Consider the following 23504-nt stretch of genomic DNA (forward strand, 5'->3'; position numbering starts at 1 on the left):
AGCGGCAGGGACAGCACAGCAGCGGCAACAACAGCACCAACCACGCCATGGGGACTGGGGGTAACCGATGGGGTTCGGGGACGTCGTCAGCGATCTGACGCCGGATTCGGTCGAGGACGCGGTCGAGGGGTTCGTCGAGGGCGCCGGCGATGTGGTGGAGACGGTCGGCAACTGGGGCGCGGACCGCCTGGAGGACGCGGGCTTCGACTCGGCCGCCGACTGGGTGCGGGACAAGTCAGGCTCCCTGGCCAACCGGATGGGCGCCGAGGTCGACGAACTGGACCTGGGTCAGACCGAGGACAAGACCAAGCTCATCCACGGCTCCCCCAGCAAGGTGCGCTCGACGATCAAGCATCTGCGGGACTTCCAGAGCGCATTCGAGACCGTCGCGAGCGGCATGAAGGGCCTGGAGTCGTCCGAGCTGAAAGGCAAGGCGGCGGACAGGTTCCGGGAGAAGCAGGAGGTCGAGCCCGGCAAGTGGCGCAAGGGCGCCGACGCCTGCGAGAAGGCCGCCGGAGCACTGGAGCGCTTCGTCGGCACCGTGGAGTGGGCGCAGGGCCAGGCGCAGCAGGCGATCGACAAGTGGAAGCGCGGCGAGGAGAAGTCCACCGCCTGGGCGAAGGACTGCGACGCCTACAACAAGGCCGCCACCGCCTACAACGCCAAGCCGGCCGACGAGCGTGACCCGTCCTCCCTCCCGTCGCGCCCGTCCGGCACCGATCCGGGCGAGGCGCTGATGAAGGAGGCGCAGGAGATCCTGACGGAGGCCCGTCGGCAGCGCAACACCACCGCCGAGTCGGCCCTCGAAGCGGTGAAGGCCGCGAAGGAACTGGCGCCGCCGAAGCCGGAGTACGGCGAGCAGGCCATGGACGCCCTCTACGAGTACGGCAGCATCCAGTCCCACATCGCGGGCGGCGTGGTCAAGGGCCTGGCCGGGATCAACTCGTTCGCCCGGCAGATCAACCCGGTGGACCCGTACAACCTCACTCACCCCGCCGAGTACGTCACCAATCTGAACAGCACCGCCGCCGGTCTGGTGCAGGTCGCCAACGACCCGATGGGCGCCGGCAAGCAGATGCTCTCCGACTTCATGAAGGACCCGGCAGAAGGGTTCGGGCGGCTCCTGCCGGACCTGGCGCTGACGGCCGCCACAGGCGGCGCCGGTGCGGGCGTCAAGGCCGCCCGCCTGGCGGACAACGCGGGGGACCTGGCCGCGGCGGGCCGCAGGGGCCTGACCCACGACGGCCCTGACGCGCACCACCCGGACCGCACTCCCGACGACGCGGAGACCGACCCGGTCGATCTGGCGACGGGCAGGATGTATCTGCCGCAGACCGACGTCGTGCTGGCAGGGCTGCTGCCGCTGGTCTTCACCCGTCGCGTCGACTCCGGCTACACCTGGGGCCGGTTCTTCGGCCCCCGCTGGTCCTCGACGGTGGACGAGCGCCTGGAGATCGATCCGGTCGGCGTCGTCCATGTCACCGCCGACGGCAAGTTGCAGGCGTATCCGCACCCGGCTCCAGGACTTCCGGTGTGGCCGGAGACCGGTGCCGAGCGCCGCCTGCTGGAGCGGACAGCCGACGGCGACTACCTCCTCACCGAGCCGGACACCGGCCTGGTCCGGCACTTCACCGCACCCCACCAGCCCGCGCTCGGTGAACCCGGCCAACACGGTGAACCCGGCCAGCCCGGCGAACCCGGCGGGGGCGCCGCATCCCGCGAATCCGGTGCGGACGGCACCGCCTGGCTGGCGGAGCTGTCGGACCGCAACGGCCACACCCTCACCTACGACCGCGCGGAGGACGGCTCCGGCACCCCTCTCGCCCTGGTCCACTCCGGCGGCTACCACCTCACCATCGCCACGGAAGGGGGCCGGGTCACCGCGCTGGCCCTGGCAGGCGCGGGACCGGGCGGCGCGGACCAGCCGCTGATCTCCTACGCGTACGACGCCGCGGGCAATCTGACCGAATCGGCCAAGGTGGAGGGCAGCAGGGCCGTCTTCGAGTACGACGAAGAGCGGCGGATCATCGCCTGGACCGACTCCAACGGCAGGCGCTACGACTACGTCTACGACGACGACAACCGCGTCGTCGCCGAGGGCGGCGAGGCGGGCCACCACCAGCTCACCATCAGCTACGGCCGCCCCGACCCGGACACCGGCGAACGGTGGACGGTGCTCACCACAGCGGCGGGGCACAGCACCCGCCATCTGATCGACGACCGCTGCCGCACCATCGCCGTCACCGACGCGCTCGGCCGCACCACCCGCTTCACCCACGACAAGCACGGCCGCCTGCTGACCACCACGGACGCCGTCGGCCGCACCACCACCTTCGGCTACGACGAGGAGGGACGGCGGACCGTCCTCGTACGCGCCGACGGCACGGAACAGCGCATCCGCTACGACGACAGCGGGCTGCCGGTGGAGTACACCGACGCCGACGGGGCGCGGTCGCGGCGTGAGTACGACGAGCGCGGCAACTGCACCGCGTCGACCGACCCCTGCGGGCAGACGACCCGCTACACGTACGACGACCGCGGCCGGATCGTCTCCGTGACCAGCCCCCTGGGCGCGGTCGTCGCCGTGCGGACCAACGCCGCCGGGCTGCCCGTGCGGGTCACGGGGCCTCGGGGCGAGGTGACCCACTACCTCCGGGACGCCTTCGGCCGCCCGGCCGCCGTCACGGACCCCACCGGGGCGACCCGCCGCCTGGAGTGGACCGTCACGGGCAGACTCGTCCGTCACACGCACCCGGACGGCACCACCGAGAGCTGGACCTACGACGGGCAGGGCAACTGCACGAGCCACACGAACCGTTCGGGGCACACGAGCCGCTACGAGTACACCCACTTCGACCTGCTGAAGGCGCGCACGGACCCGGACGGCGCGCGCTACGAATTCGAGCACGACGCCTCGGCCCGGCTCACCAAGGTCACCAACGCGCAGGGCCTGGCCTGGTCGTACACCTATGACGCCGTCGGCCGCGTCGTCTCGGAGACCGACTTCGACGGACGCACCGTGCGCTACGAACTGGACGGCGCCGGACAGCTCACCGCCTTCACCACCCCGCTGGGCGAGGAGATCCGCTACGAGCGGGACCAGATGGGCCGCGTGATCCGCAAGGACGCCGCCGGCGAGGTCAGTTCGTACGCGTACGACGCGGCGGGGCGGCTGGTCCACGCCACAGGGCCTGAGCCCGGCAGCGAACTCGTCTACCAGTACGACAGGGCGGGACGGGTCAAGACCGAGCTGGTCAACGGCCGCGCGATGACGTACGCGTACGACGAGCAGGGCCGCCGCGTGCGCCGTACGACCCCGAGCGGGGCCGTGACCACCTATACCCACGACGCCTCCGGCCGCCTGACCGGACTCAGCGCCCACGGCCGCGAGGTGTCCTTCACCCGCGACGAGCTGGGCCGGGAGGTGGAGCGGCGGATCGGGGACATGCTCGGGCTGACCTCCGAGTGGGACCTGTCAGGACGCCTCACAGGACAGGAGCTGACGGCCGGGGACCGCACCCTGAACAGCCGCGCCTACACCTACCGCCCCGACGGCTACCTCACTGCCGTCGACGACACCCTGCGCGGCCCGCGCGCCTTCGACCTCGACGCGACGGGCCGGGTCACGGGGGTCACAGGGACCACGAGGAGCACGGGGACCGCGGGGGCGAGCGCGAGGGGCTGGCGCGAGTCCTACACTTACGACGCCGCCGGTAACCAGACCTCCGCCTCCTGGCCGGACCGGCACGCGGCCCCGGACGCGCGGGGCGAGCGCGCTTACACCGGCACCACCCTCGCCCGCGCCGGTGCCAACCGCTATCGGTACGACGGCGCGGGCCGCCTCGTCCAGCGCACCAGGACCCGCCTGTCGAAGAAGCCCGCCACCTGGCACTACACGTACTGCGCCGAGAACCGGCTGACCCAGGTCACCACCCCGGACGGCACGGTCTGGCGCTACACCTACGACCCCCTGGGCCGCCGCACGTCGAAGCAGCGGCTGGCCGCCGACGGCGAGACGGTCGTCGAGCGCACCGACTTCGCCTGGGACGGGCCGCTGCTGTGCGAGGAGACCAGCAGCCGCCCCGGCGAGCACGCGCACCCGGTCACCCTGACCTGGGACCACGACGGCCGGACCCCGCTCACCCAGACCGAGCGCCTGACCGACGCGCGCACCCAGAAGGAGATCGACAGCCGCTTCTTCGCCATCGCCACGGATCTGATCGGCACGCCCACGGAGCTGGTCTCCGAGGAGGGCGAGATCGTCTGGCACACGCGCACCACGCTGTGGGGCAGCACCACCTGGAACGCCGACGCGCGCGCCTACACTCCGCTCCGCTTCCCCGGTCAGTACTACGACCCGGAAACGGGTCTGCACTACAACCACCACCGCTACTACGACCCCACCACCGCCCGCTACACCACCCCGGACCCCCTCGGCCTCACCCCGGCGCCCAACCCGGCGACGTACGTCCACAACCCCCACACCTGGACCGACCCCCTCGGCCTCAACCCCTGGGAGGACGGCAAGATCGAGTGGGTCGATCCGGAGGACGTCAACTTCTCCCAGCGCTCCGTGTCACCGCACAACAACGGCGAGAAGATGATGATCACCGACCCCAGCCACCCCAAGTTCTGGGACTGGGAGGGCCGGGAGACGCAGTTGAAGGTGATGGACGTGAACGGGCAGCTCGTCAGCTACGACAACCGCCGCCTGGACGGCGCCCGCCACGCGAACGCCAACATGGAGGGCGGATACCGTGTCCCGGTGGAGCGTGTGAACCCGGACGACCCGTATCCAGGCAAGCGGTACAACACCTGGGCCGACGCCTTCAACGACCGCAGGAACCGCCCCGAGAACCTCGGCCCGAACGGCGAACCGGTCCCCGAGACCGGACTGAAGGAACGCCCTGAGCACCTCACGCCGGCCGAGCGGAGGCAGCAGATGCAAGAGCAGAAGCAGGAAGGGTACCCAGGACGATGACGACGATCGACGAGCTGTGGACCGACCGCAGACTCCCGGTCCGCGACGCGCTCCACTTCCCCGGGGACGGCGGCTCCTACGACGTGGTCAGGGACCCGTACGTCCTCGGCTGCCTCGGCGTCCGCGAAGCGTTCGACGCACCGAAGGTGATCGCGGAGGACCCCGAGTGGCTGACCACCCTCATGCCCCTCGAAGAGGTCCCGCTGGAGGACGGCGGCTTCCTCTGGGGAGGCGAGGGCTCATGGGGCTCCGAGGGCTTCTTCGCCCGCGTCGGCGCTGACGACTCCCTGCGCTGGGTGGTCTTCTTCACGGACTCCAACCCCTTCGAGGACCCCATCGACCTCTCCGACGGCTACGCCACGTTCCGCTCCTCGGCGGACCTCTCCTTCATCGTCGACATCGAGGATCCACGGCGTCCGGTGCGCTCCCCGCGCCCGCGGGGACAGACCCCGTCGGCGTAGACAGGGATGACGGGCCCCGCCCGGCGCCGCGCGGGACGCGGAACGGCGACGGCCCCGCGAGCGGTTCGGGGAACCGGTCGCGAGGCCGTTCGGCGTCACCGGGCGGGGGCCTGGGAGGTCTACTGCGTGCTCACCGCGCGCAGCACGTTCAGGCGGGCGGCCCGGCGCGCGGGCCAGACCGCCGCCAGGACGCCGATCGCCAGGCCCACGAGCAGGAACAGGGTCAGGCGGCCCCAGGGGAGAACCGTCTCGTACGTCGTCACCGAGGAGCCCATGAGGCTGCCGGAGGACCAGGCCAGGAAGACGCCGGTGCCGATGCCCAGGGCCGCGCCGAACAGGGAGATCACCACCGACTCCAGGCGCACCATCTTCTTGACGCCCCTGTCGTCGAGGCCGATCGCACGCAGCAGCCCGATCTCCCTCGTCCGCTCGAAGACCGACATGGCCAGGGTGTTGATGACGCCGAGGACGGCGATGACGACGGCCATGCCGAGCAGCCCGTACATCATGTTGAGCATCGTGCCGATCTCGCTGGACTCCGCCTTGGTCAACTGCTCCTGGTCCTGCACCTGGAGGAGCGGGCTGTTGCCGAGGGCCGTGCGGATGTCGTGTTCGAGGGCGTCCATGTCCGCGCCGGGCGCGGCCTTGACCAGGATGTTGTCGAGCTTCTTGCCCGCGGCGTACGGCAGGACGTCGGCCGTGGTGCCCACGGCCTCCTCGACGGCGCGGGTGTCCTCGTAGACGCCGACGACCGTCAGCTTCTTCTTGTCGTCGTCGTCGAAGCCCACCGTGCCCTGGAAGGTGTCGCCCGCCGAGAGGCCGGTCTTCTTGGCCCACTCCTCGCTGAGCGCGATCTTCCCCGGGCCGACGTCGTCGAGCGAGCCGCTGCTGAACTTGAGGTCGGTGACCTCGCCCAGCTCTCGCGGGTCCGCACCCGTGAGCGTGACGGCCTGGCCGCGCGTCTCCAGGAACGTGGTGCAGACCGGTGCCGTGCTCGCCGCGTCCGGGGTGTCGGCGACCTTCGCGCCGAGTGCGGGGTCGATGCCCTCGTAGCTGGCGTTGGACACCTTGTAGTCCGCCGTCAGGCCGAGTACCGCCTGCTTCTTGAGGGCGGTCTCCATGGAGTTGCCCACCACGGACATGCCCGTGATCAGGACGAGCCCGATCATCAGCGCCGACGCGGTCGCGGCGGTACGGCGCGGGTTGCGCAGCGCGTTCTCCTTGGCGAGCTTGCCGCTGACGCCGAAGAGCCGGGTGGTGACCGCGCCCGCGAGCGAGACCAGCGGACGGGACAGCAGCGGGGCGAGCACGATCATGCCCGTCATCGTCAGCAGCGCACCGGCCGCGGCGGCCATCAGGTTGTCCTCCGCGCCGTCGTCCTGTGTGGAGACGTACAGCATGATGAGGACGCCCAGGCCCGTGAGGAGCCCGCCGAGGGTGTTGCGGAGCACCATGCCGCGCCTCTTCGGCGCCTGGTCGACGCTGCTCAGCGCCTCGACGGGGGCGATCTTCGCGGCCTTGCGCGACGGCAGCCAGGCGGCGAACACCGTCACGCCGACGCCGACGACGAGGGACCAGCCGAGTGTGCCGGCGGAGACCACCAGGGGGCCGCCCGGCATGCCCGCGCCGCTCGCGTTGAGCAGCGGGCGCAGGAGCGCGGCGATGCCCAGCCCGAGGCCGAATCCGGCCGCGGAGGCGACGAGCCCGAGCAGTCCCGCCTCGATGAGGACCGCACGCACGACCTGGCGGCGCGAGGCCCCCACGGCGCGCAGCAGCGCGGTCTCGCGGCTGCGCTGGGCGATCAGCATCGTGAAGGTGTTGGCGATGATGAAGACGCCGACGAACAGCGCGATCCCGGCGAAGACGAGCAGCATCCGGGTGAGCCACTCGGTGCTCTTGGCGATCTGGTCCGCCTGCTCGTTCGCGAGCGTGGTGCCGCTGGTGACGGTGATGCCGTCGGTGGGCAGCAGCGCGCGCACCTCGTGGGTGAGCTTCTCCTCGTCGGTGCCGGGCGTCGAGCGGACCGTCAGCTCGTCGAACTGGCCGGGCTGGAGGAACAGCTTCTGCGCGGTCGCGGTGTCCAGGAGGGCCAGGCTGCCGCCAGCGGTCACGCGCGGGTCGTCGGTGTCGACGACGCCGACCAGCTTCTTCGTCAGCGCGGGCCCGTCGGTGGCGAAGCGGACGGTGTCGCCGACGCGGTAGCCCGCCTTCTCGGCCGTACGGCGGTCCAGGGCCAGTTCGCCGCTGTCGGCGGGACCGCGCCCTTCGGCCAGCGGGAACTGGCTGTCCTTGCCGCCGGGGTCGCCGTTCCGGGCGTCCGGCGAGTCCGGTGAGTCCGGCGCGTAGTTGAGCGCCAGGTTCTGCCAGGTGTTGTCGGTGTTCAGCGGCTCGCCGTCCTTGGCGGCCAGGGTGGCGTTGCCGTTGACGGTGGGGCGTACGGAGGCGACGCTGGGCAGCGCGCGCACCTTCTCGGCGAGGTCGCTGGTGAGCGCCGTGTGACGGTCCTCGCCGACGCCTTCCTCGGCGAATTCGGAGTCGCCCTGCACGGATACGGCGACGCCCTCCAGGTTCTTGGCGGAGGCACCGCGCAGGGCCTGGGCGACGCTGTCGCCGAAGACGAGCGTGCCGGAGACGAAGGCCACGCCGAGCATGACGGCCAGGGCCGTCATGATCAGCCGGGCTTTGTGCGCGAAGACGTTGCGCACGGCTGTACGGAGCATGGTGGTCCCACTCCAGGGATGCGTGAGGGACGTACGTCGGTACGTGCGGGGCGAATGGCGAGAGGGCGGGCGGGCGGCCGGGTCAGCTCGTGCGGCCCTCGGTGTCGAAGCGCCGCATCCGGTCCAGTACGCCCTCGGCGGTCGGCGCGACCAGCTCGTCGGTGAGGCGGCCGTCGGCGAGGAAGACCACGCGGTCGGCGTAGGCGGCGGCGACCGGGTCGTGGGTGACCATCACGACGGTCTGGCCCAGTTCCCGTACGGAGTCCCGCAGGAAGCCCAGGACCTCGGCGCCGGAGCGGGAGTCCAGGTTGCCGGTCGGCTCGTCCGCGAAGACGATCTCGGGGCGGGAGGCGAGGGCGCGGGCCACGGCGACGCGCTGCTGCTGGCCGCCGGAGAGCTGCGACGGGCGGTGGTTCAGCCGCCCGGAGAGGCCGACGGTCGCCATGACCGTGTCCAGCCACCCCTGGTCGGGCCTGTGGCCCGCGATGGCCGTCGGGAGCGTGATGTTCTCCAGCGCCGTCAGCGTGGGCAGCAGGTTGAACGACTGGAAGACGAAGCCGACGCTGTCCCGGCGCAGCCGCGTGAGCTGCCGGTCCTTGAGCCCCGTCAGCTCGGTGTCACCGATGCGCGCGGAGCCGGCGGAGACGGAGTCGAGGCCCGCCATGCAGTGCATCAGCGTCGACTTGCCCGAGCCGGAAGGCCCCATGATCGCGGTGAACCGGCCGCGCCCGAACTCCACGGAGACCGAGTCCAGCGCGACGACCCGGGTCTCGCCCTCGCCGTAGACCTTGCTCAGTCCGGTGGCACGGGCCGCGGCGGCGGTCTCGGGAAGGTGGGCGGTCGCGGGGGCTGCGGCCTGCATCGACATGGCTGCTCCAGAGATACGACAACGAGGGGGATGAGGGTGACGAGAGAGAAGGGGCGCTGTGCCTGTCATTCATCCTCGGCGCGGTCCGCGTGCGAACCGTCGGTCTCAGGAGGTGGATCGGGTACCTGCCGAAGGTCGGTGGCGGGCACGTGCGTAGTCCTGCGGTCGGACTCCCGCCTCTGCCGGAAGACGGAGACCGGCCGGCCCTGGCCCGGAGCGGCGGGCCCCGTACCGGGCGGCGGACGGCCGCCGGAGGCGGGGAGCGGTCACGGGGTCTTCCAGGGCGGCACCGGCGACACCACCGGAACGGTGAAACGGTCGATGGCGGTCAGCCTTTCGCCATGGAAGCAGTACCGGGTGATCTTCAGATGGCCGGGCCCCGCGTCGGAGTACGGGCCGGAGCCGGAATCGGAGCCGGAGTCGGAGCCCTCTTGGCTCTGTGGTCCGGGCGACTCCGTGTGCCCGGTGCCGTCGTCCTCGGCCTGGGGCACGAAGCCGTCGCTCGGCACCACCGGGTACATGCAGCTCGTCGCGGACTCCGGGCGGGCCGGCTCGTGGCCCGTCGCCGCCGCGCGCACCGTCGCGTCGTCCCACGCCCCGCTCTCCAGCACCCGCTGACGGGACATCCCGACCCGGGGCTCGACGGGCTCGGGCGCTCCGGGCTGTTCCACGGCCGAGGTGACGAGGAGGAGCCCGCCCATGATCATCACGCCGACGCCCGAGAGCCCGAGCACCCCGGTGAGGGCGCTCACCACCCGGCGCCTGGCACCGGCCGCAGGGCCCGCCGTGCGGTCGGAGCCCTGCGCGGAGAGCGGCTCGGGCGAACCGGGCGCCCCCGCCGGTCCGGGTGCCCCGGACGACTCGGGCGAGGACGCTTCCGCGTGCGCGAGGACCGTCGACGGGTCGGGGCGCGCCGGAACCCGTGCCGTCACGGCGAAGCCCCCGGCCGCTGTCGGGCCCGTCGCCAGGGTGCCGCCGAGCAGTGTCACGCGTTCCCGCAGTCCGACGAGGCCGCGCCCCGAGCCCAGTCCTGTGGCGGCCTCCGGGGCCTGAGGTGGGAGCCCGTTGCGTACGCGCACCGTCACCTGGTCGCCGTTGTGGGTGACCGTCACGGTGACATGTGCTCCGGTGGCGTACCGGTGCACGTTGGTGAGGGACTCGCGCACCACCCGGTGCACCGCGCGTCGCACCTGGGCCGGGCGGCCGTCCAGGTCGGGGCCCTCCCAGTCGAGGTCGACGGGGATGCCGCCGGACCGCGACTCCTCGGCCAGCGCCTCCACGTCGGACCGGGTGCCCGTCGTGTCGGTGAGGGCGCCGGTCCCGGTGTCGTCCCGGCCCAGCGGGCCCAGGACGCCGAGTACTTCGCGCAGCTCCCGCATCGCGTCCCCGGTGGCCCGGCGCACGAGCGCCGCCTCGTCGCGCAGCTCGGGCGACTCGTTCCGCAGGGCCATCTCCAGGCCGCCCGTGTGGAGCGAGATCAGGCTGAGCCGGTGGCCGACCAGATCGTGCATCTCGGCGGCGATCCGCGACCGCTCGTGGATCCGGGACTCGCTGTCGGCGAGCCGGCGTGCCGTCTCCGCTGCGGCGGCCCGTTCCCGCAGCGCCAGCAGCAGCCGCTCCTGCTGCCCGCCGGAGGTGCCGACGAGCCCCGGCACGAGCAGCGCGGTGGCGGCGAGCACGGTGCCGACCGTCAGCCCGAACGCGTGGCCGCCGAGCCCGGTGAGGGGAGCGAAGACGGCGCAGGCCAGCATCGCCAGGACCGTCGAGGCGATCAGCACCGTGTTCCGGCGCCGCGCTTCCGCTGTGTGTTTGGCCGTGGTGTACGCGATCACGGCGGCGGGCAGCCCGGCCGCGGGCAGCAGGCCCAGCAGCGCGGCGACGCCCAGCAGGCTCGTGGCGGGAAAGCGGCGCCGGACCGCGAGCAGGGCGAGGACGGCCGCGCCGAGGAAGAGCAGCAGGGGTTCGGCGTAGGTGTCGTTCAGGTCCTGCAGGACGAGATGGGAGGGAACCACCAGCAGCCCGCCCCCGGTCACCTCCGCGAGCGCGCGCCACAGCCCCCGCCCCTGTTCGCCGGGAGCCGCGAACGGGCTCCGGGAGCCGGGCGGGACGGGCGAGGCGGGCGAGCCCGGGGAGGCGGAGGTGGATGCCATCGGACAATTGTCGGTGTCGCCGGGACGCCTCCGGCACATGGCCGTGTACGGGTCACGGGCCCCGCACGGCCGTCGTCGCGCCGACGGCCGCGCGGGGCCCGGCGGCGGTCAGGGGAAGGAGACCACCGTGGACGGCACGGTCGAGGTGCCCGAGGTGGGGGAGCCGGTGGAGTTGATGACGTGCGCGTACTGGCCCTGGCCGCCGAGCGAGACGACGAGCAGGTGGTGGAACTTCACGCCCGCCTTGTTCGGCGCCGCGAAGCCGTGTTCCTGCACGATGCTCGGCGCGACGTTGTAGTAGCAGTAGCTGCCCAGGCCCCAGCCCTCGTGGGTGTTGACGGAGTCGGCGACCTTGTACGCCGCGTAGCCCCTGATGCTGCCGTTCTGGATGGCGGCCTGGCTGGGCGCGTCGTACGCCTTCTCGTTCTGGAAGAAGATCGTGCGCCCGCGCTCGCCGTTCCACTGCACGTCGTACTTGTTGAAGTGCTCCACGAACAGCCCGGTGGCCAGCACGTCGGCGCCGTTGACGACGACGCCGTAGTCGGCCCGGTTCGTCTCCCAGCCGACGCCCTCGCCGTGGTCGGCGCGCCACACCCACGTGTGGTCGACGAGGGTGTGCCTGCTGTTGACGACCATGCTGGTGGTGGCCTTGCCCGCGCCCGCGCCGCCGATCCGGACGAACACGTCCTGGACGGTGACCGGGTTGCCGGAGTGCGCGGTGTTCGCGCCCGAGGGGCCGACCTCGACGAGCGTGGCGGAGTTCTGCGGCCCGGCGTCGACGAGGAGGCCCGCCAGCCGTATCCCGTCCACGTCGGCGGTCTTGAGCGCGGTCACCCCGCCGTCGGGGACGAGTGTCGCGTAGCCGAGGCCGAGGACCACGGTGTTCGCGCGCTTCACCTCGATGGCGCGGTCGAGGTGGTAGATGCCGGGGGTGAGCAGGAGGTGGAGCCCCCGGTCGAGCGCGGCGTTGAGGGTGGCCGCGCTGTCGCCCTGCTTGGCGACGTAGAAGGCGGAGAGGGAGAGCGACTGGCCCTGCGGGGTGCCGCCGCCCCAGCTGGTGCCCCGCGCGTTGGTGCGCAGGGCGGGGAGGAAGACCTTGTACTCCGCGCCGTCGAGGTAGAGGAAGGGCTTCTCGCGGGAGTACGGGGTGGTGTCCAGGGTGGTGTACGGAGGGTCGGGGAAGGTGTTGCCGGGGGCGCCCTCGACGCCGGAGTAGACCATGTTCCACACGGCGTTGAGCCAGCCGCCGACGTAGCTGTCGCGCGTGTACCACTGCTGCTGGCTGTACGGCTGTACGGTGCCGTCGACGCGGCTGTCGGCGATGTAGCCGCCGCTGGCCCAGCCGTAGCCGTTGGGCGCGAGGTTCAGATTGCCGCGCACGTGCATCCGGCGGAACGGGGCCGCCTGCGAGACCGCCCAGCGGTTGGTGCCGTTGACGGGGGAGAGGGACAGGTTCTCGGCCGAACGCCAGAAGTTCTGGGTGGCGTTGCCGTTGAACCAGCCAGCGTCGACGGTGACGTCGCCGTTGATGTGGGTGGCGTCGGGGGTCAGGCCGAGGCCCATGATCGAGGTGTAGAAGCCGATCTGCGCGTTGAGGCCGTTGTACGTGCCGGGCTTGAACAGCAGCGCGTAGCGGCCGGTGCCGAACTGCGCCGACTCCTGCCGCTTGAACACCTCGTCCAGCTTGGCCTGGATGCCCGGGGTGGACGGGTCGAAGACGATCACGTTCGGGCCGAGGTCCGGGGCCAGGGCGTTCGCGGGCCGTGGCCGCGACTGCGGCCGGGCGGCGGGGGCCGCCGTAGCGGGGGAGGCGGCGAGCATGCCCGCGGCCGGGACCGCCAGCGCTGCGGCGAGCGCCGCGCGGCGGGAGACGGCGGATCTCTCGGTGGACGTGCCGGGCTGAGGAAGGTTCGACGTCATGTCAACTCTCTCTGGTGGGGGGTGGATTCGGCGGACGTGCTGGGCGTGCGCGTGTTCACAACATGAACAGTGATCCGTGAGAGAGCGCTCTCTGGCGTTGGATAGTTGTGGCTTGGATGAGACACGTCAAGGGGGTGCGCACGATGTCACGCGGAACTCGGCGCACCCGGCCGAACCGGCGGCAGGGCGCGCCGGTTGGCGCCACGCGCTCCCACGTGGGGCTATAAAGGGTCGATGACTGCCGACGCGCCGCGGCCCGGCCGCCCGGTGACCCTGGAGGACGTGGCCCGCGCCGCCGGGGTGTCGCGGGCCACCGTCTCCCGTGTCGTCAACGGCACACCCACCGTCGACCCGGCGCTGCGCCGCAAGGTCGAGGACGCCGTCGAGGCCACCGGCTACGTGCCCCACCAGGCGGCCCGCTCCCTGGTGACCCGCCGGACCGACTCCGTCGCCCTGGTGATCTCCGAACGGGAACGGCGCCCCGTCGCGGCCCCCTTCGTCGGCCGGATGTTCACCGACCCCCACTTCGGCCGCGTGGTCGGCGGCCTCCTGGACGTGCTGCGCCCGGCCGGGGTGCAGATGCTGCTGATGCTGGTGGACGACGAGGCGTCACGCCGTCAGTTCGTCTCCTACGTGCGGCAGGGCCACGTCGACGGCGCGGTCCTCGTCTCCTCGCACGCCGCCGACCCGCTGCCCCGGCTCCTCGCCGAGAGCGGACTGCCCGCGGTGCTCTCCGGGCGTCCGGCGCGAGAGGTTCCGCTGCCCTACGTGGAGGTGGACCAGCGGGCGGGGGCGCGGCTGGCCGTCGCCCACCTGCTCTCCCGGGGCCGCCGCAGGATCGGCACGATCGCCGGACCGCAGGACATGCCCGCCGCCCAGGAGCGTCTCGAAGGCTTCCGCGACGCGCTCGCCGCGCACGGCGTCACCGAAGCGCCCTGGGCCGAGGCGGACTTCACGCGGGCTGGCGGCGCCGCGGCGATGCGTCGGCTCCTGGCGGAGCGTCCGGACCTGGACGGTGTGTTCGTCGCCTCGGACCTGATGGCACAGGGCGCGCTCCAGACACTGCTGCGCGCGGGCGTCGGACTGCCGCACGACGTGTCGGTGGTCGGCTTCGACGACAGCGAGGCGGCCGTGGCCTGCGAACCACCCCTGACCACGGTCCGCCAGCCGGTGGAGGAGATGGCCGCCGAACTGGCCCGGCTGCTGCTGGCGCGTATCAGTCAACCGGAGCGGGAGCGGGAGAGTGCGCCGGGGTCCAGGGTGTTCCGGCCGGTGCTGGTGGAGCGGGGGTCGGCGTAGGCGCGTCCTCGCCGGGGACCGGACGCCCCTCCCGGCGTGGGTCGCGCCGTCGGGGGTCAGCGGTTCCTCGCCGGGGGCCGGGCACCCCGGCGCGGGCCCGCGCCGGGGTGCCCGCTGCCCTGTTCAGCCGGGGCAGCGCACCCGCCGCCTTGAGGCGGCACGGGCCCGCGCTGCCTGCCCGCTGCGCCCCCGGCCGCGCCCGTCGCGCCCGTCACCCCTCCGCTTCCCCCAGCCGCAGCATCACCTTGCTGCTCCCCGCCGCCGGGTCGGCGGCGACGGTCAGTGCCTCCTCGGCGCGGGTCAGGGGGAAGCGGTGGCTGATGACCGGGGTGACGTCGAGGCCGTCGCGCAGCGCGGTGAGGGCCGTGTCGATCTCGTCGACGAAGCGGTAGGAGCCGATCCAGGTGAGTTCGCGGGTGACCAGGTCGCCCAGGGTCGCCGGGGCTGCCGTGCCGGGCAGGTTGCCGACCTGGACGACGGTGCCGCCGCGCGCCGTCGCACGCAGCACCGGGCCCAGCGCGGACGGCGCGCCGGACGCCTCGAAGGCCACGTCCACGTCCTCGGGCAGCGGTTCGCCGCGCGAGAGGTCGCGGGTCGCCCCGGCGCCCATGGCGCGGGCCACGGCGAGCGAGGAGGCGGAGAGGTCGGCGGCCACGACGCTCGCGGCGCCGCGCAGCCTGGCCGCCGCGACGACCAGGGAGCCGATCGGCCCGGCGCCGTTGACCAGCACCGTACGGCCCTGTAGCGCGGGCACCCGCCCCACGGCGTGCAGGGCGACGGCCAGCGGTTCCGCCAGCGCGCCCGCCTCGGTGCCGACGCTCTCGGGCAGCGGCCGGATCTGCTCCGCCCGCACCGCGCGGTACTCGCTGAAGCCGCCGTCGGTGTGCGGGTCGAAGGCCGCCGAGCCGAAGTAGCGGATGTGCGGATAGAGGTTGGTGCGTCCGGCGATGGCGCTGGGCAGCGCGCCGTCGCCGACCAGCTCCGCCGGGTGGACGGTGACGGGCTGCCCCTCGGCGAGCCCCGTCACGCCGGGCCCGAGCGCGGCGATCCGGCCCGCGACCTCGTGGCCGAGGACGAGGGGGTGGGCGAGCGTGGCGGTGCCGGAGGCGCCCCGCTTCCAGTAGGCGAGGTCGGAGCCGCAGATGCCGCCCCACTCCATGGCCATGAGGACCTCGCCCTCGCCCGGTACGGGGCGGGCGCGCTCGTCGATCCGTACGTCGTCGGGACCGTGTACCACGACGGCCTTCATGACGGCTTTCCTGACGGCCTTCACGCTGGCCTTCATACCGCGTCCTCCAGGCGGACCAGGTCGCGTCCCCGTGTCTCCGGGGCGAGATACGCGCTGATCAGGGTGATGAGTGAGTAGACGATGAGCATCACGGCGATGGGCCACCAACTGCCGGTGGCGGCGGTGAGCGTCGCCGCGATGACCGGGCCGATGGCGGTGGCGAGGATGCCGCCGATCTCCTTGGCCAGCGCGAGCTGGGTGAACCGCGTACGGGAGCCGAAGAGTTCGGCCATCGTCACGCTCTCCAGCGAGAACAGCCCGAGCACGCCGATGTTCACGCCGAGGATCATGCCCAGCATCAGCGCGGCGGTGGACCCGGAGGTGATCAGCCACATCACGGGGAAGGCCGTGACGATGGTGAGCATGGTCAGCGCGAGGTAGACGGGGCGGCGTCCGAAGCGGTCGCCGAGCAGGCCGACGAGGGGGACGGTGACGAACCCGGCGAGCGAGCCGTACACGATCGCGTCCGTGGGGACGGACCGGCCGACGGCGAGGTTGGTGGCGATGTAGCCGACGAGGAACGTCTGGAGCAGGCCGGAGTTGCCCGCCTGCCCGAAGCGCAGGCCCAGGGTGAGGAAGAACGCCTTGCCCTTGCGTTGACGGATGCCCGCCTCCAGCACACCGGCCTTGCGGTCCGTGGGCGTGGGGGACGCCGTGTCTCCGGCGCTCTTGGCGTTGTCCGCGACGCTTCCGCCGTTCGCGCCGCCAGTGCCCTCCGTGCTGTCCGTCGCGGCGAGCGTGGACTCGACCTCGTCGCGCGTCATCGCGACGCCGTCCACCACGTCGGGCCGCTCCTCGAAGACCGGGCTCTCCTTGAGCCCCGTACGCAGCCACACCGCGAAGATCATCAGCCCGAAGCTGAGCAGGAAGGGCAGCCGCCAGCCCCAGGAGAGCAACTGCTCCTCGCTCAGGACGGCGAGCAGCACGGCCCAGAGCCCCGACGCCGCGAGAGTCCCCGAGTTGGTGCCGAGCGACACCAGCGAGGAGACCAGTCCGCGCCGCTTGACGGGCGCGTACTCGGCCAGCATCACCGTCGCCCCCGCGATCTCGGCACCCGCACCGAAGCCCTGGACGAGCCGGAGGACGACGAGGAGGACGGGCGCGAGGATGCCGATCATCGCGTAGGTGGGCAGGACGCCGATGAGGGTGGTGGAGGCGCCCATCAGCAGGATGGTGATGTAGAGGACCTTCTTGCGGCCGAGCCGGTCGCCCATCCGGCCGAAGTAGACGGCGCCCGCGAGCCGGGCGACGTAGCCGACGCCATAGGTGCCCATCGCGGCGATCAGACCCATCGCGGGGCTGACGTCAGGGAAGAAGATCTTGTTGAAGACGATGGCGGCGGCCAGCGAGTAGAGCTGGAAGTCCATGAACTCCATGGCCGTGCCGAGCCAGCCGGAGACGGCGGCCTTGGTGAGATCGCGTGTGGTGCGTGTGGTGCGCTGCGTGCCTTGTGGCGGGGTGCCCGAGGGCTCCGCTGCGGTGGCGCTGTGCTGCATCGTGAACTCCGTTGTCCGTGCACTGCGTGGAGGGTCGGGGGCGGGGGTGTCAGATTTCGACGCGGCCTGCCCGTAGCGCGGGAAGCCGGTCCGCGACGGCCGTGACCAGCGCGGTGTCCTCCGCCAGGTCCGCCGCGCCCAGGACCCGCAGGAGCGCGCCGACGACGTCGGCCGGTCGCTTCCCCGGCCCCCAGCAGGCGGCGAGCGCGTCCCGCGCGGGATCGGTGACCCCCTCGGTGACGCTCCCGGTCCCGTCGTCGCACGGGCGCGTGGTGTACGCCCAGCCCGCGAGGGCGAGTTCGAGCACCGGGGTGCCCACGCCCCGTCCGCCCTGCCCGCGCAGCTCCCGCAGCGCGGGCAGCCACCGCTCCGTGATCTTCAGCGAGGCGTCGGAGCCGATCTGCCGCAGCAGATGCCGCATCGCGGGGTTGCGGAAGCGCGCGACGAGGTCGTCGGCGTACGCGCCCGTATCGGGGCCGCCCGCAGGGAGCGTCGGGGCGATCTCCGCGCACAGTGCCCGCACGAGGCGCTCGCCCCAGTCGGCCGCCATGGCGTCGGCGATCGTGGTGCGGCCGACGGCCAGACCGAGGTGGGCGAGGGCCGAGTGGGAGCCGTTGAGCAGCCGCAGCTTGGTGAGCTGGTAGGGCGCGACGTCCGGGACGAACAGGGCGCCGTCCAGCTCCCACGGGGGGCGCGGCGCGGCGAAGGAGTCCTCCAGCACCCACTGCCGGTAGGGCTCGCCCGCGACGGGGAGCGCGTCGCGCACACCGAGCGCCGCGCCCGCGGCGTCGCGGTCGGCGTCCGTCGCGGCGGGCACGATCCGGTCCACGACCGTCGAGGGGAAGGCGACGGCCAGGGCCAGCCGGTCCAGCACCGTGGCGCGGTCGGGCCAGGCGGCGGCGCGGACGTAGTCGTGGACCAGCCGTTCCAGCGCGGCGCCGTTGTCCGCCATGTTGTCGCAGGACACGACGGTGACCGGGGGAGCACCCGCGCGCATCCGGGCCGCGAGGCCCGTGGCCAGGCGCCCGACCACGGTGCCGAGGGCGGTGCCGGATCCGTCGGAGGGGGCCGCGAGGTCCGCGGCGACGGGCGGCGCCGACGTGTCCAGGCCGCCGGTGCGCGGCGACCGGTGGTACCCCTTCTCCGTGACGGTCAGGGTCACCACCGTCACCTCGGGGTCGGCGAGCAGCGCGTCGACGTCCGCGGCGTCCGCGCCCATGTGCAGCGCGCCGGTGACCGCGCCGACGACGCGCGTCGCGCCGCCGCCGGGCCGCCGCTCGCCGCCGGGCCGCCGCTCGGTGAGTCCGTCGAGTTCGGTGAGGGAGTACAGACAGTCCTGCTCCCGCAGGGCGCGCACCGTCTCCGCCGAGCGGGGTGCCACGGCGGTGATGCCCCAGGGCTGCCCGGAGCGGGCCGCGGCGTTCTCGGTGTAGACGGCCTGGTGGGCGCGGTGGAAGGCGCCGAGCCCGAAGTGCACGACGCGGGTGCGCAGTTCGGCGGGGTCGACGGCGGGACGCTGACCGGGCGCGAGCCGGGGCAGCGCCGCACGGCTCAGCGGCTGGGTCTGGGTCTGGGGCTGGGACTGGGGGAGTGCGTCGGCGCTCACCAGTCGTGCACCGAACCGTCGAGGCGCCGCGCGACCGGCAGATAGCGCTGCTGGTACGGGAAGCGCTCGGCGGCCTTCTCGTCGTACTCGACGCCGAGCCCCGGCTCCTCCGAGGGGTGCAGCATCCCGTCGGCGAACGTGGCACCGCCGTGGAAGACCTCCGCCGCCTCGTCGGGGTGGCCCATGTACTCCTGGATGCCGAAGTTCGGCACGGTGACATCGAGGTGCACGGCAGCGGCCATGCTCACGGGCGAGAGGTCCGTCGCGCCGTGGGAGCCGGTGCGCACGTGGTAGAGCGCGGCGAGGTCGAAGATCCGCCGCAGGTGCGTGATGCCGCCCGCGTGCACGACGGTGGTGCGCACGTAGTCGATGAGCTGCTCGGTGATCAGATGCTGGACGTCCCAGATCGAGTTCAGCACCTCGCCGACCGCGATCGGGGTCGTGGTGTGCTGCCGGATCAGGCGGAACGCCTCCTGGTTCTCGGCCGGGGTCGGGTCCTCCATCCAGAACAGGCGGCAGCTCTCGACGCTCTTGCCGAACCTGGCCGCCTCGATCGGGGTGAGCCGGTGGTGCACGTCGTGCAGCAGGTGGAAGCCGAATCCGAACCGCTCCCGCACCGCCTCCAGGTAGGTGGGCGCGAAGTTCAGATACGCCTCGGTGTCCCAGGGCTGCTCGTCGGGCAGCTCCGTCGCCGCGGGCTCGTAGACCTTGCCCTTGCGGACGCCGTAGGTGCCGCCGACGTCGGGGACGGCGGCCTGCGCCCTTACGGCCTTGTAGCCCAGCTCCAGATAGCGCTCGACGTCGTCCAGCAGGGAGGGCACGTCGGTGCCGCTGGCGTGCGAGTAGACCAGCACGCCGTCCCGGGAGCGCCCGCCGAGGAGCTGGTAGACGGGCATCCCGGCCGCCTTGCCCTTGATGTCCCACAGCGCGGTGTCCACGGCGGAGACCGCCGTCATGGTGACGGGCCCGCGCCGCCAGTAGGCGCCGCGGTAGAGGTACTGCCACATGTCCTCGATGCGGTCGGCGTCCTTGCCGATCAGCAGGGGGACCACGTGGTCGCGCAGATAGGCGGCGACGGCCAGCTCGCGGCCGTTCAGCGTGGCGTCACCGAGGCCGGTCACACCGTCCGTCGTGGTGATGCGCAGTGTGACGAACGTGCGGCCCGGCGAGGCGACGAACACCTCGGCGCGCTCGATCTTGCTCACAGACGGATCTCCTTCACGGGCTTGCGGGCTTGCGGACTTGCGGGCTTGCGGACTGACGGGTGCGTGGGGTGTGCGTGGGTTCGGCGTCCCGCACAACGGGGGGCCTGTCGGGCAACACTGGTATACAAGCACTTGTGTTTCAGTACGGCAATACCAGAGTCACCACGTTTTTACGCGCGCGTCGTCGGAGAACATCGCAGATCAGGGGCCCGTCGACGCGCCGGAGCGCCGCACGAGGGCCCGGCGAGGGGCGCGGGAGAGCCGTCGAACGTGCCGGGCGGAGGCACGCTCAGCTATACGATGGGCGCATGGCTCAATCGAACCGGCGGACGAGTCGGCGGGCGATCTACACGACGCTGCGCCAGATGGTCCTCACCCTCGAACTCCCGCCGGGTGCCGCCCTTTCGGAGAACGAACTCGCGGCCTCGCTCGGCGTGAGCCGCACGCCCGTGCGCGAGGGGCTGATCCTGCTCGCGCAGGAGGGGCTGGTGCAGGTCTTCCCGCAGATCGGCTCGTTCGTCTCGCGGGTGGACCCGGCACAGGTGGCCGACGCCCAGTTCCTGCGGGAGGCCGTCGAGCTGGCCTCCCTGGAGGACCTGCCGGCCGAGCTGGACGAGGCGGTCGTCGGTGAACTGCGCGGCAACCTGGAACAGCAGCGGCGCGAGGATCTCGGCCTGGAGGAGTTCTTCGCGCTGGACGAGGCGTTCCATCAGGGCCTGATGCGCCTCAGCGGCCACGGCAACGCCTGGACGACCGTCGCCGCCGCGAAGGGCCACCTGGACCGGGCCCGCCGCCTGGGCCTCTACGAGAACGTGTCGCCCGCCGCGTTCGCCGCCCAGCACGACGAGATCTTCGACGCGGTCGTCGGCGGCGACGTCCCGCTCGCCCGCACCGCCATGCGCACCCACCTGCGCGCCGTCTTCAACGACATCGAGCGCATCCGCGCCCACTCGCCCGAGCTGTTCGCGGCCAACTCGGAGACGGTGCCGGTGCGGCGGAGCGTCGTCGTCTGGGAGTAGCTCCGGGAGTGTGACGGGGGCCCTTCGACGGAGACTTCCTCGACAGGGGCCTTCTCGACGGAGGCCTTCTCGACGGAGACCTCCCGGAGGCCCGTTCCGGCGGGCCCCCGGGAGGGGTAGAGGGGGTTACGGGACGCGGGAGTCCGTCGTCAGCCGAAGTCCACGTCGCTGCACAAGTAGTACGCCTGGTCCATGTGCGACGCCTGCCAGATCGTGTAGACGACATGGCGCCCTGAGTACCCGGACGTGTTCACGTTGATCGCGTAGTTCTGGCTGGGCGCGTATCTGCCGGTCTCGGCGACCAGTTGCAGGTCGTCCCAGCCCATGGCCTCGGTGGTGGGGTCGAAGCCCTGACGGGTGACGTAGACCTTGAAGTAGTCGGCGCCATGACTGGCCTGGTCGTGGAGCTGCACGGTGAAGTTGTCGGCCACGGGTGTCGTCTTCCACGGGCCCACCGCGTCGAGCGAGTTGTAGCGCCCGCCTTCCGTCCGGCCTCCGCTGCACAGCTGCCCGTTCGGGACGGCGGCCTGGTGGTTGCCGCCGACGCCGTTGCGGTACAGCCCGTTCCAGTTCCACATCGCGTTCGGGTTGTCCTGCCACGCCTGCCAGCACATGGGGTCTTCCTGCGCCATGTCGGGGTTCTGGAAATCGTCGCCCCAGCGGTCCCAGCAGCCGTAGTTGCGGGAGGCGGGGTCGACGACCGAACCGTGGGCCGAGGCGGTCCCGGACCAGGAGAGCAGGCAGAGCAGCGCCGCGGACAGCAGCGTCAGCACGCGGAGGGGCCAGCTCACACGCCTGACGCGTCTGGCGCGATCATGACAATCGGCACGCATGGGTGGGTCTCCGTTCTCCGTGGGGGTGTGCGGGTGATGGGGGTAATGGGAGCGCTCCCATTGCGGAGGGTATTACTCCTCGGGGGAGTGTTGAAGCGTGTAAACCAGCCATGGGGCGGGGCGGGGTGGAATGGGGTGGCGGTTGATGTGGAGCTGACAGACTTCGATATCTGTTACCTGTTATCTGTTAGTTGATATCCGTCATCCGTCACCTGCTATCTGATACCCGTCAGCCGTCAGCCGTCAGCCGTCAGCCGTCAGCCGTCAGCCGTCAGCCGTCAGCCGTCAGCCGTCGCCGACTGCGACGGTCATGCCGCGCAGCGCGTAGCTGTCGATCGCCTCCTGGAAGGTGAGGCGGGGCTCGGAGCGCAGCCGTATTCCGGGTTCGGCGAAGAGGCGGCTGAGGAAGATGTCCGTCTCCAGGATCGCGATGTGGGCTCCGGGGCATCTGTGCGGACCGTCTCCGAAGGAGAGCCCGGAGGCGACGGCGAGGCCGTCGATCGAGCGTTGCGGGCGGAGGCACTCGGGCTGCTGTCCGACCGCGCGGGGGTCGGTGTTGGCGCTGTCGATGAGCAGCTCGACCAGCTCCCCGGAGGGCACCGTCACCGTCCCGTCGGTGCTCCGGACGTCGAGCGGCGCGGTGGTACGGCGGCGGAGGCGGCCGATGACGGGTTCGAGCCGGAGCAGTTCGTGCAGCACCGCGAGGCGTTCGTCCTCGTCGGCCGCGCGGTAGCGGCGGAGCAGCGCGTCGTCGGAGAAGAGGTGCCAGGCGGCGACGGTGACGAACTCCCGCGTAGTGAACATCCCCGCCGCCGCGAACGACAGGCACTCGCCGAGGATCTCCGGGCTCGTGCACCCCTCGTCCAGCAGGTGCGAGATGAGGTCGTCGCGGCGCGCCCGGCGGTGGGCCCTGATGGCGGGGCGTACGTCGGCGACGTAGAAGCGCAGCCAGTTCGAGTTCTGCCGCACCACCCAGCGGATGCCCTCGACGCTGGTGAAGCCGGGCGTGCCGAACCGCTCGGGAATGAAGCGCTCCAGGCGGCGCCGGAGGCCCGGTCCGCCCTCGGTCAGGCCGATCACGGAGGCGGCCACTCCGATGGCGAGGTGGAAGCTCAGATCGGCCAGGTCGGCCTTGCCCGCCGCGCGCAGCTTCGCGAGCTGCGCCTCCGCGATTCTGATCATCGTCGGGCGGTACTCCTGGGAGACGCGGCGTGGGGTGAAGAACCGTGCGGTCTGCCGACGGTGTTCGCGGTGCTCGGGGCCGTCGCGGTACAGGACGGGGCGCCGCACGCGCGCGGGCAGCTTGCGTACCGTCTCGATGCCGAGGCCCGCCTGCACCGTGCCGGTGCTGCGCAGCACGGTGCGCGCCTCGTCGTAGCCGCGTATCCGCCAGACGCCGTCGGGGCCGCGGCGCACGGGGCAGCTGTCGGCGGCGGGGCCCGGATCGGCCGCGGGTGCCGGTTCCGGTGCCGGTCCCGGCCCGGGCACCCGTCCCGGTCCGGGTGCCGCACCTGCGCCGGGTGCCGGTGCCGTTTCGGGGTCCAGTTTCCGGTGGATCTTGCGTGCGCCCAGTACGTCACCGCTCACCGCGGCACCTCCCTGGTCCCGGTCCCTGGCCCCTGCCCGTGGGGTCCGACCGTAGCCCGTCGGCGGGCCTC

Annotated in this window: 14 protein-coding genes; 4 read left to right on the top strand and 10 right to left on the bottom strand. The window is 72.3% G+C overall.

Translation table 11 applies throughout. From position 1 onward, the window contains the following. Positions 1–67: 67 nt before the first annotated feature. Positions 68–4981 carry a putative T7SS-secreted protein gene (locus ACYVOO_RS29690; RefSeq protein ID WP_461018810.1) on the top strand — a complete coding sequence of 1638 codons (4914 nt, stop codon included), beginning with the start codon at positions 68–70 and terminating at the stop codon, positions 4979–4981. Next, positions 4978–5442, top strand: a complete 465-nt coding sequence (locus ACYVOO_RS29695; RefSeq protein WP_461018811.1) for a hypothetical protein — start codon at positions 4978–4980, stop codon at positions 5440–5442. The genes ACYVOO_RS29690 and ACYVOO_RS29695 overlap by 4 nt, the downstream gene beginning before the upstream one ends. Positions 5443–5561: 119 nt before the next feature. Here the strand turns inward: ACYVOO_RS29695 and ACYVOO_RS29700 are convergent, their stop codons facing one another. The 4 genes from ACYVOO_RS29700 to ACYVOO_RS29715 all read right to left on the bottom strand — a co-directional run bounded on the left by ACYVOO_RS29700 (position 5562) and on the right by ACYVOO_RS29715 (position 13100). After that, positions 5562–8162 (bottom strand): ABC transporter permease, encoded by a 2601-nt coding sequence (locus ACYVOO_RS29700; protein ID WP_461018812.1) that lies wholly within the window; start codon positions 8160–8162, stop codon positions 5562–5564. 82 nt (positions 8163–8244) lie between these two features. Then, a complete protein-coding gene (locus tag ACYVOO_RS29705; RefSeq protein WP_461018813.1) occupies positions 8245–9030 on the bottom strand; it encodes an ABC transporter ATP-binding protein in 786 nt (261 codons plus the stop codon). Between the two features lie 266 nt (positions 9031–9296). Beyond that, positions 9297–11180 carry a sensor histidine kinase gene (locus ACYVOO_RS29710; RefSeq protein ID WP_461018814.1) on the bottom strand — a complete coding sequence of 628 codons (1884 nt, stop codon included), beginning with the start codon at positions 11178–11180 and terminating at the stop codon, positions 9297–9299. Positions 11181–11288: 108 nt separating this feature from the next. Further along, positions 11289–13100 carry a coagulation factor 5/8 type domain-containing protein gene (locus tag ACYVOO_RS29715; protein WP_461018815.1) on the bottom strand — a complete coding sequence of 604 codons (1812 nt, stop codon included), beginning with the start codon at positions 13098–13100 and terminating at the stop codon, positions 11289–11291. 234 nt (positions 13101–13334) lie between these two features. Here ACYVOO_RS29715 and ACYVOO_RS29720 point away from each other — a divergent pair, with 234 nt between their 5' ends. Then, positions 13335–14399: a LacI family DNA-binding transcriptional regulator gene (locus ACYVOO_RS29720; protein WP_461018816.1), complete on the top strand. Its 1065-nt coding sequence runs from the start codon at positions 13335–13337 to the stop codon at positions 14397–14399. A gap of 211 nt (positions 14400–14610) precedes the next feature. On the opposite strand, the gene ACYVOO_RS29725 is transcribed toward ACYVOO_RS29720, so the two are convergent. The 4 genes from ACYVOO_RS29725 to manD are packed head-to-tail and all read right to left on the bottom strand — an operon-like array spanning position 14611 to position 19994. After that, complete coding sequence (locus ACYVOO_RS29725) at positions 14611–15684, bottom strand: L-idonate 5-dehydrogenase (RefSeq protein WP_461018817.1); 1074 nt, start codon at positions 15682–15684, stop codon at positions 14611–14613. Beyond that, positions 15681–17183 (bottom strand): MFS transporter, encoded by a 1503-nt coding sequence (locus tag ACYVOO_RS29730; protein WP_461018818.1) that lies wholly within the window; start codon positions 17181–17183, stop codon positions 15681–15683. The genes ACYVOO_RS29725 and ACYVOO_RS29730 overlap by 4 nt, the downstream gene beginning before the upstream one ends. A gap of 49 nt (positions 17184–17232) precedes the next feature. Next, positions 17233–18789 carry a mannitol dehydrogenase family protein gene (locus tag ACYVOO_RS29735; protein WP_461018819.1) on the bottom strand — a complete coding sequence of 519 codons (1557 nt, stop codon included), beginning with the start codon at positions 18787–18789 and terminating at the stop codon, positions 17233–17235. Next, entirely contained in the window at positions 18786–19994 is a 1209-nt protein-coding gene (gene manD / locus ACYVOO_RS29740) for a D-mannonate dehydratase ManD (protein WP_461018820.1), read from the bottom strand. Before manD ends, ACYVOO_RS29735 begins: the two co-directional genes overlap by 4 nt. 308 nt (positions 19995–20302) lie before the next feature. Here manD and ACYVOO_RS29745 point away from each other — a divergent pair, with 308 nt between their 5' ends. Further along, positions 20303–21013, top strand: coding sequence for a GntR family transcriptional regulator (locus ACYVOO_RS29745; RefSeq protein ID WP_461018821.1), 711 nt, complete (start codon positions 20303–20305; stop codon positions 21011–21013). A 149-nt stretch (positions 21014–21162) separates the two neighbouring features. Here ACYVOO_RS29745 and ACYVOO_RS29750 read toward each other — a convergent pair whose 3' ends face one another. Both ACYVOO_RS29750 and ACYVOO_RS29755 read right to left on the bottom strand, forming a co-directional pair. Next, positions 21163–21846, bottom strand: a complete 684-nt coding sequence (locus tag ACYVOO_RS29750; protein WP_461018822.1) for a lytic polysaccharide monooxygenase auxiliary activity family 9 protein — start codon at positions 21844–21846, stop codon at positions 21163–21165. 285 nt (positions 21847–22131) lie between these two features. Beyond that, positions 22132–23262, bottom strand: coding sequence for a cytochrome P450 (locus tag ACYVOO_RS29755; protein WP_461018927.1), 1131 nt, complete (start codon positions 23260–23262; stop codon positions 22132–22134). Between the last annotated feature and the right edge of the window lie 242 nt (positions 23263–23504).

This window comes from Streptomyces daliensis (assembly GCF_054782395.1).

Excerpts from the sequence above, each read along its gene's own strand:
- ACYVOO_RS29690 (WP_461018810.1), top strand. The coding sequence starts at position 68 with ATGGGGTTCGGGGACGTCGTCAGCGATCTGACGCCGGATTCGGTCGAG.
- ACYVOO_RS29730 (WP_461018818.1), bottom strand. The coding sequence starts at position 17,183 with ATGCAGCACAGCGCCACCGCAGCGGAGCCCTCGGGCACCCCGCCACAA.
- ACYVOO_RS29695 (WP_461018811.1), top strand. The coding sequence starts at position 4,978 with ATGACGACGATCGACGAGCTGTGGACCGACCGCAGACTCCCGGTCCGC.
- ACYVOO_RS29750 (WP_461018822.1), bottom strand. The coding sequence starts at position 21,846 with ATGCGTGCCGATTGTCATGATCGCGCCAGACGCGTCAGGCGTGTGAGC.
- ACYVOO_RS29720 (WP_461018816.1), top strand. The coding sequence starts at position 13,335 with ATGACTGCCGACGCGCCGCGGCCCGGCCGCCCGGTGACCCTGGAGGAC.
- ACYVOO_RS29700 (WP_461018812.1), bottom strand. The coding sequence starts at position 8,162 with ATGCTCCGTACAGCCGTGCGCAACGTCTTCGCGCACAAAGCCCGGCTG.
- ACYVOO_RS29725 (WP_461018817.1), bottom strand. The coding sequence starts at position 15,684 with ATGAAGGCCAGCGTGAAGGCCGTCAGGAAAGCCGTCATGAAGGCCGTC.
- ACYVOO_RS29745 (WP_461018821.1), top strand. The coding sequence starts at position 20,303 with ATGGCTCAATCGAACCGGCGGACGAGTCGGCGGGCGATCTACACGACG.
- ACYVOO_RS29705 (WP_461018813.1), bottom strand. The coding sequence starts at position 9,030 with ATGTCGATGCAGGCCGCAGCCCCCGCGACCGCCCACCTTCCCGAGACC.
- ACYVOO_RS29710 (WP_461018814.1), bottom strand. The coding sequence starts at position 11,180 with ATGGCATCCACCTCCGCCTCCCCGGGCTCGCCCGCCTCGCCCGTCCCG.
- ACYVOO_RS29715 (WP_461018815.1), bottom strand. The coding sequence starts at position 13,100 with ATGACGTCGAACCTTCCTCAGCCCGGCACGTCCACCGAGAGATCCGCC.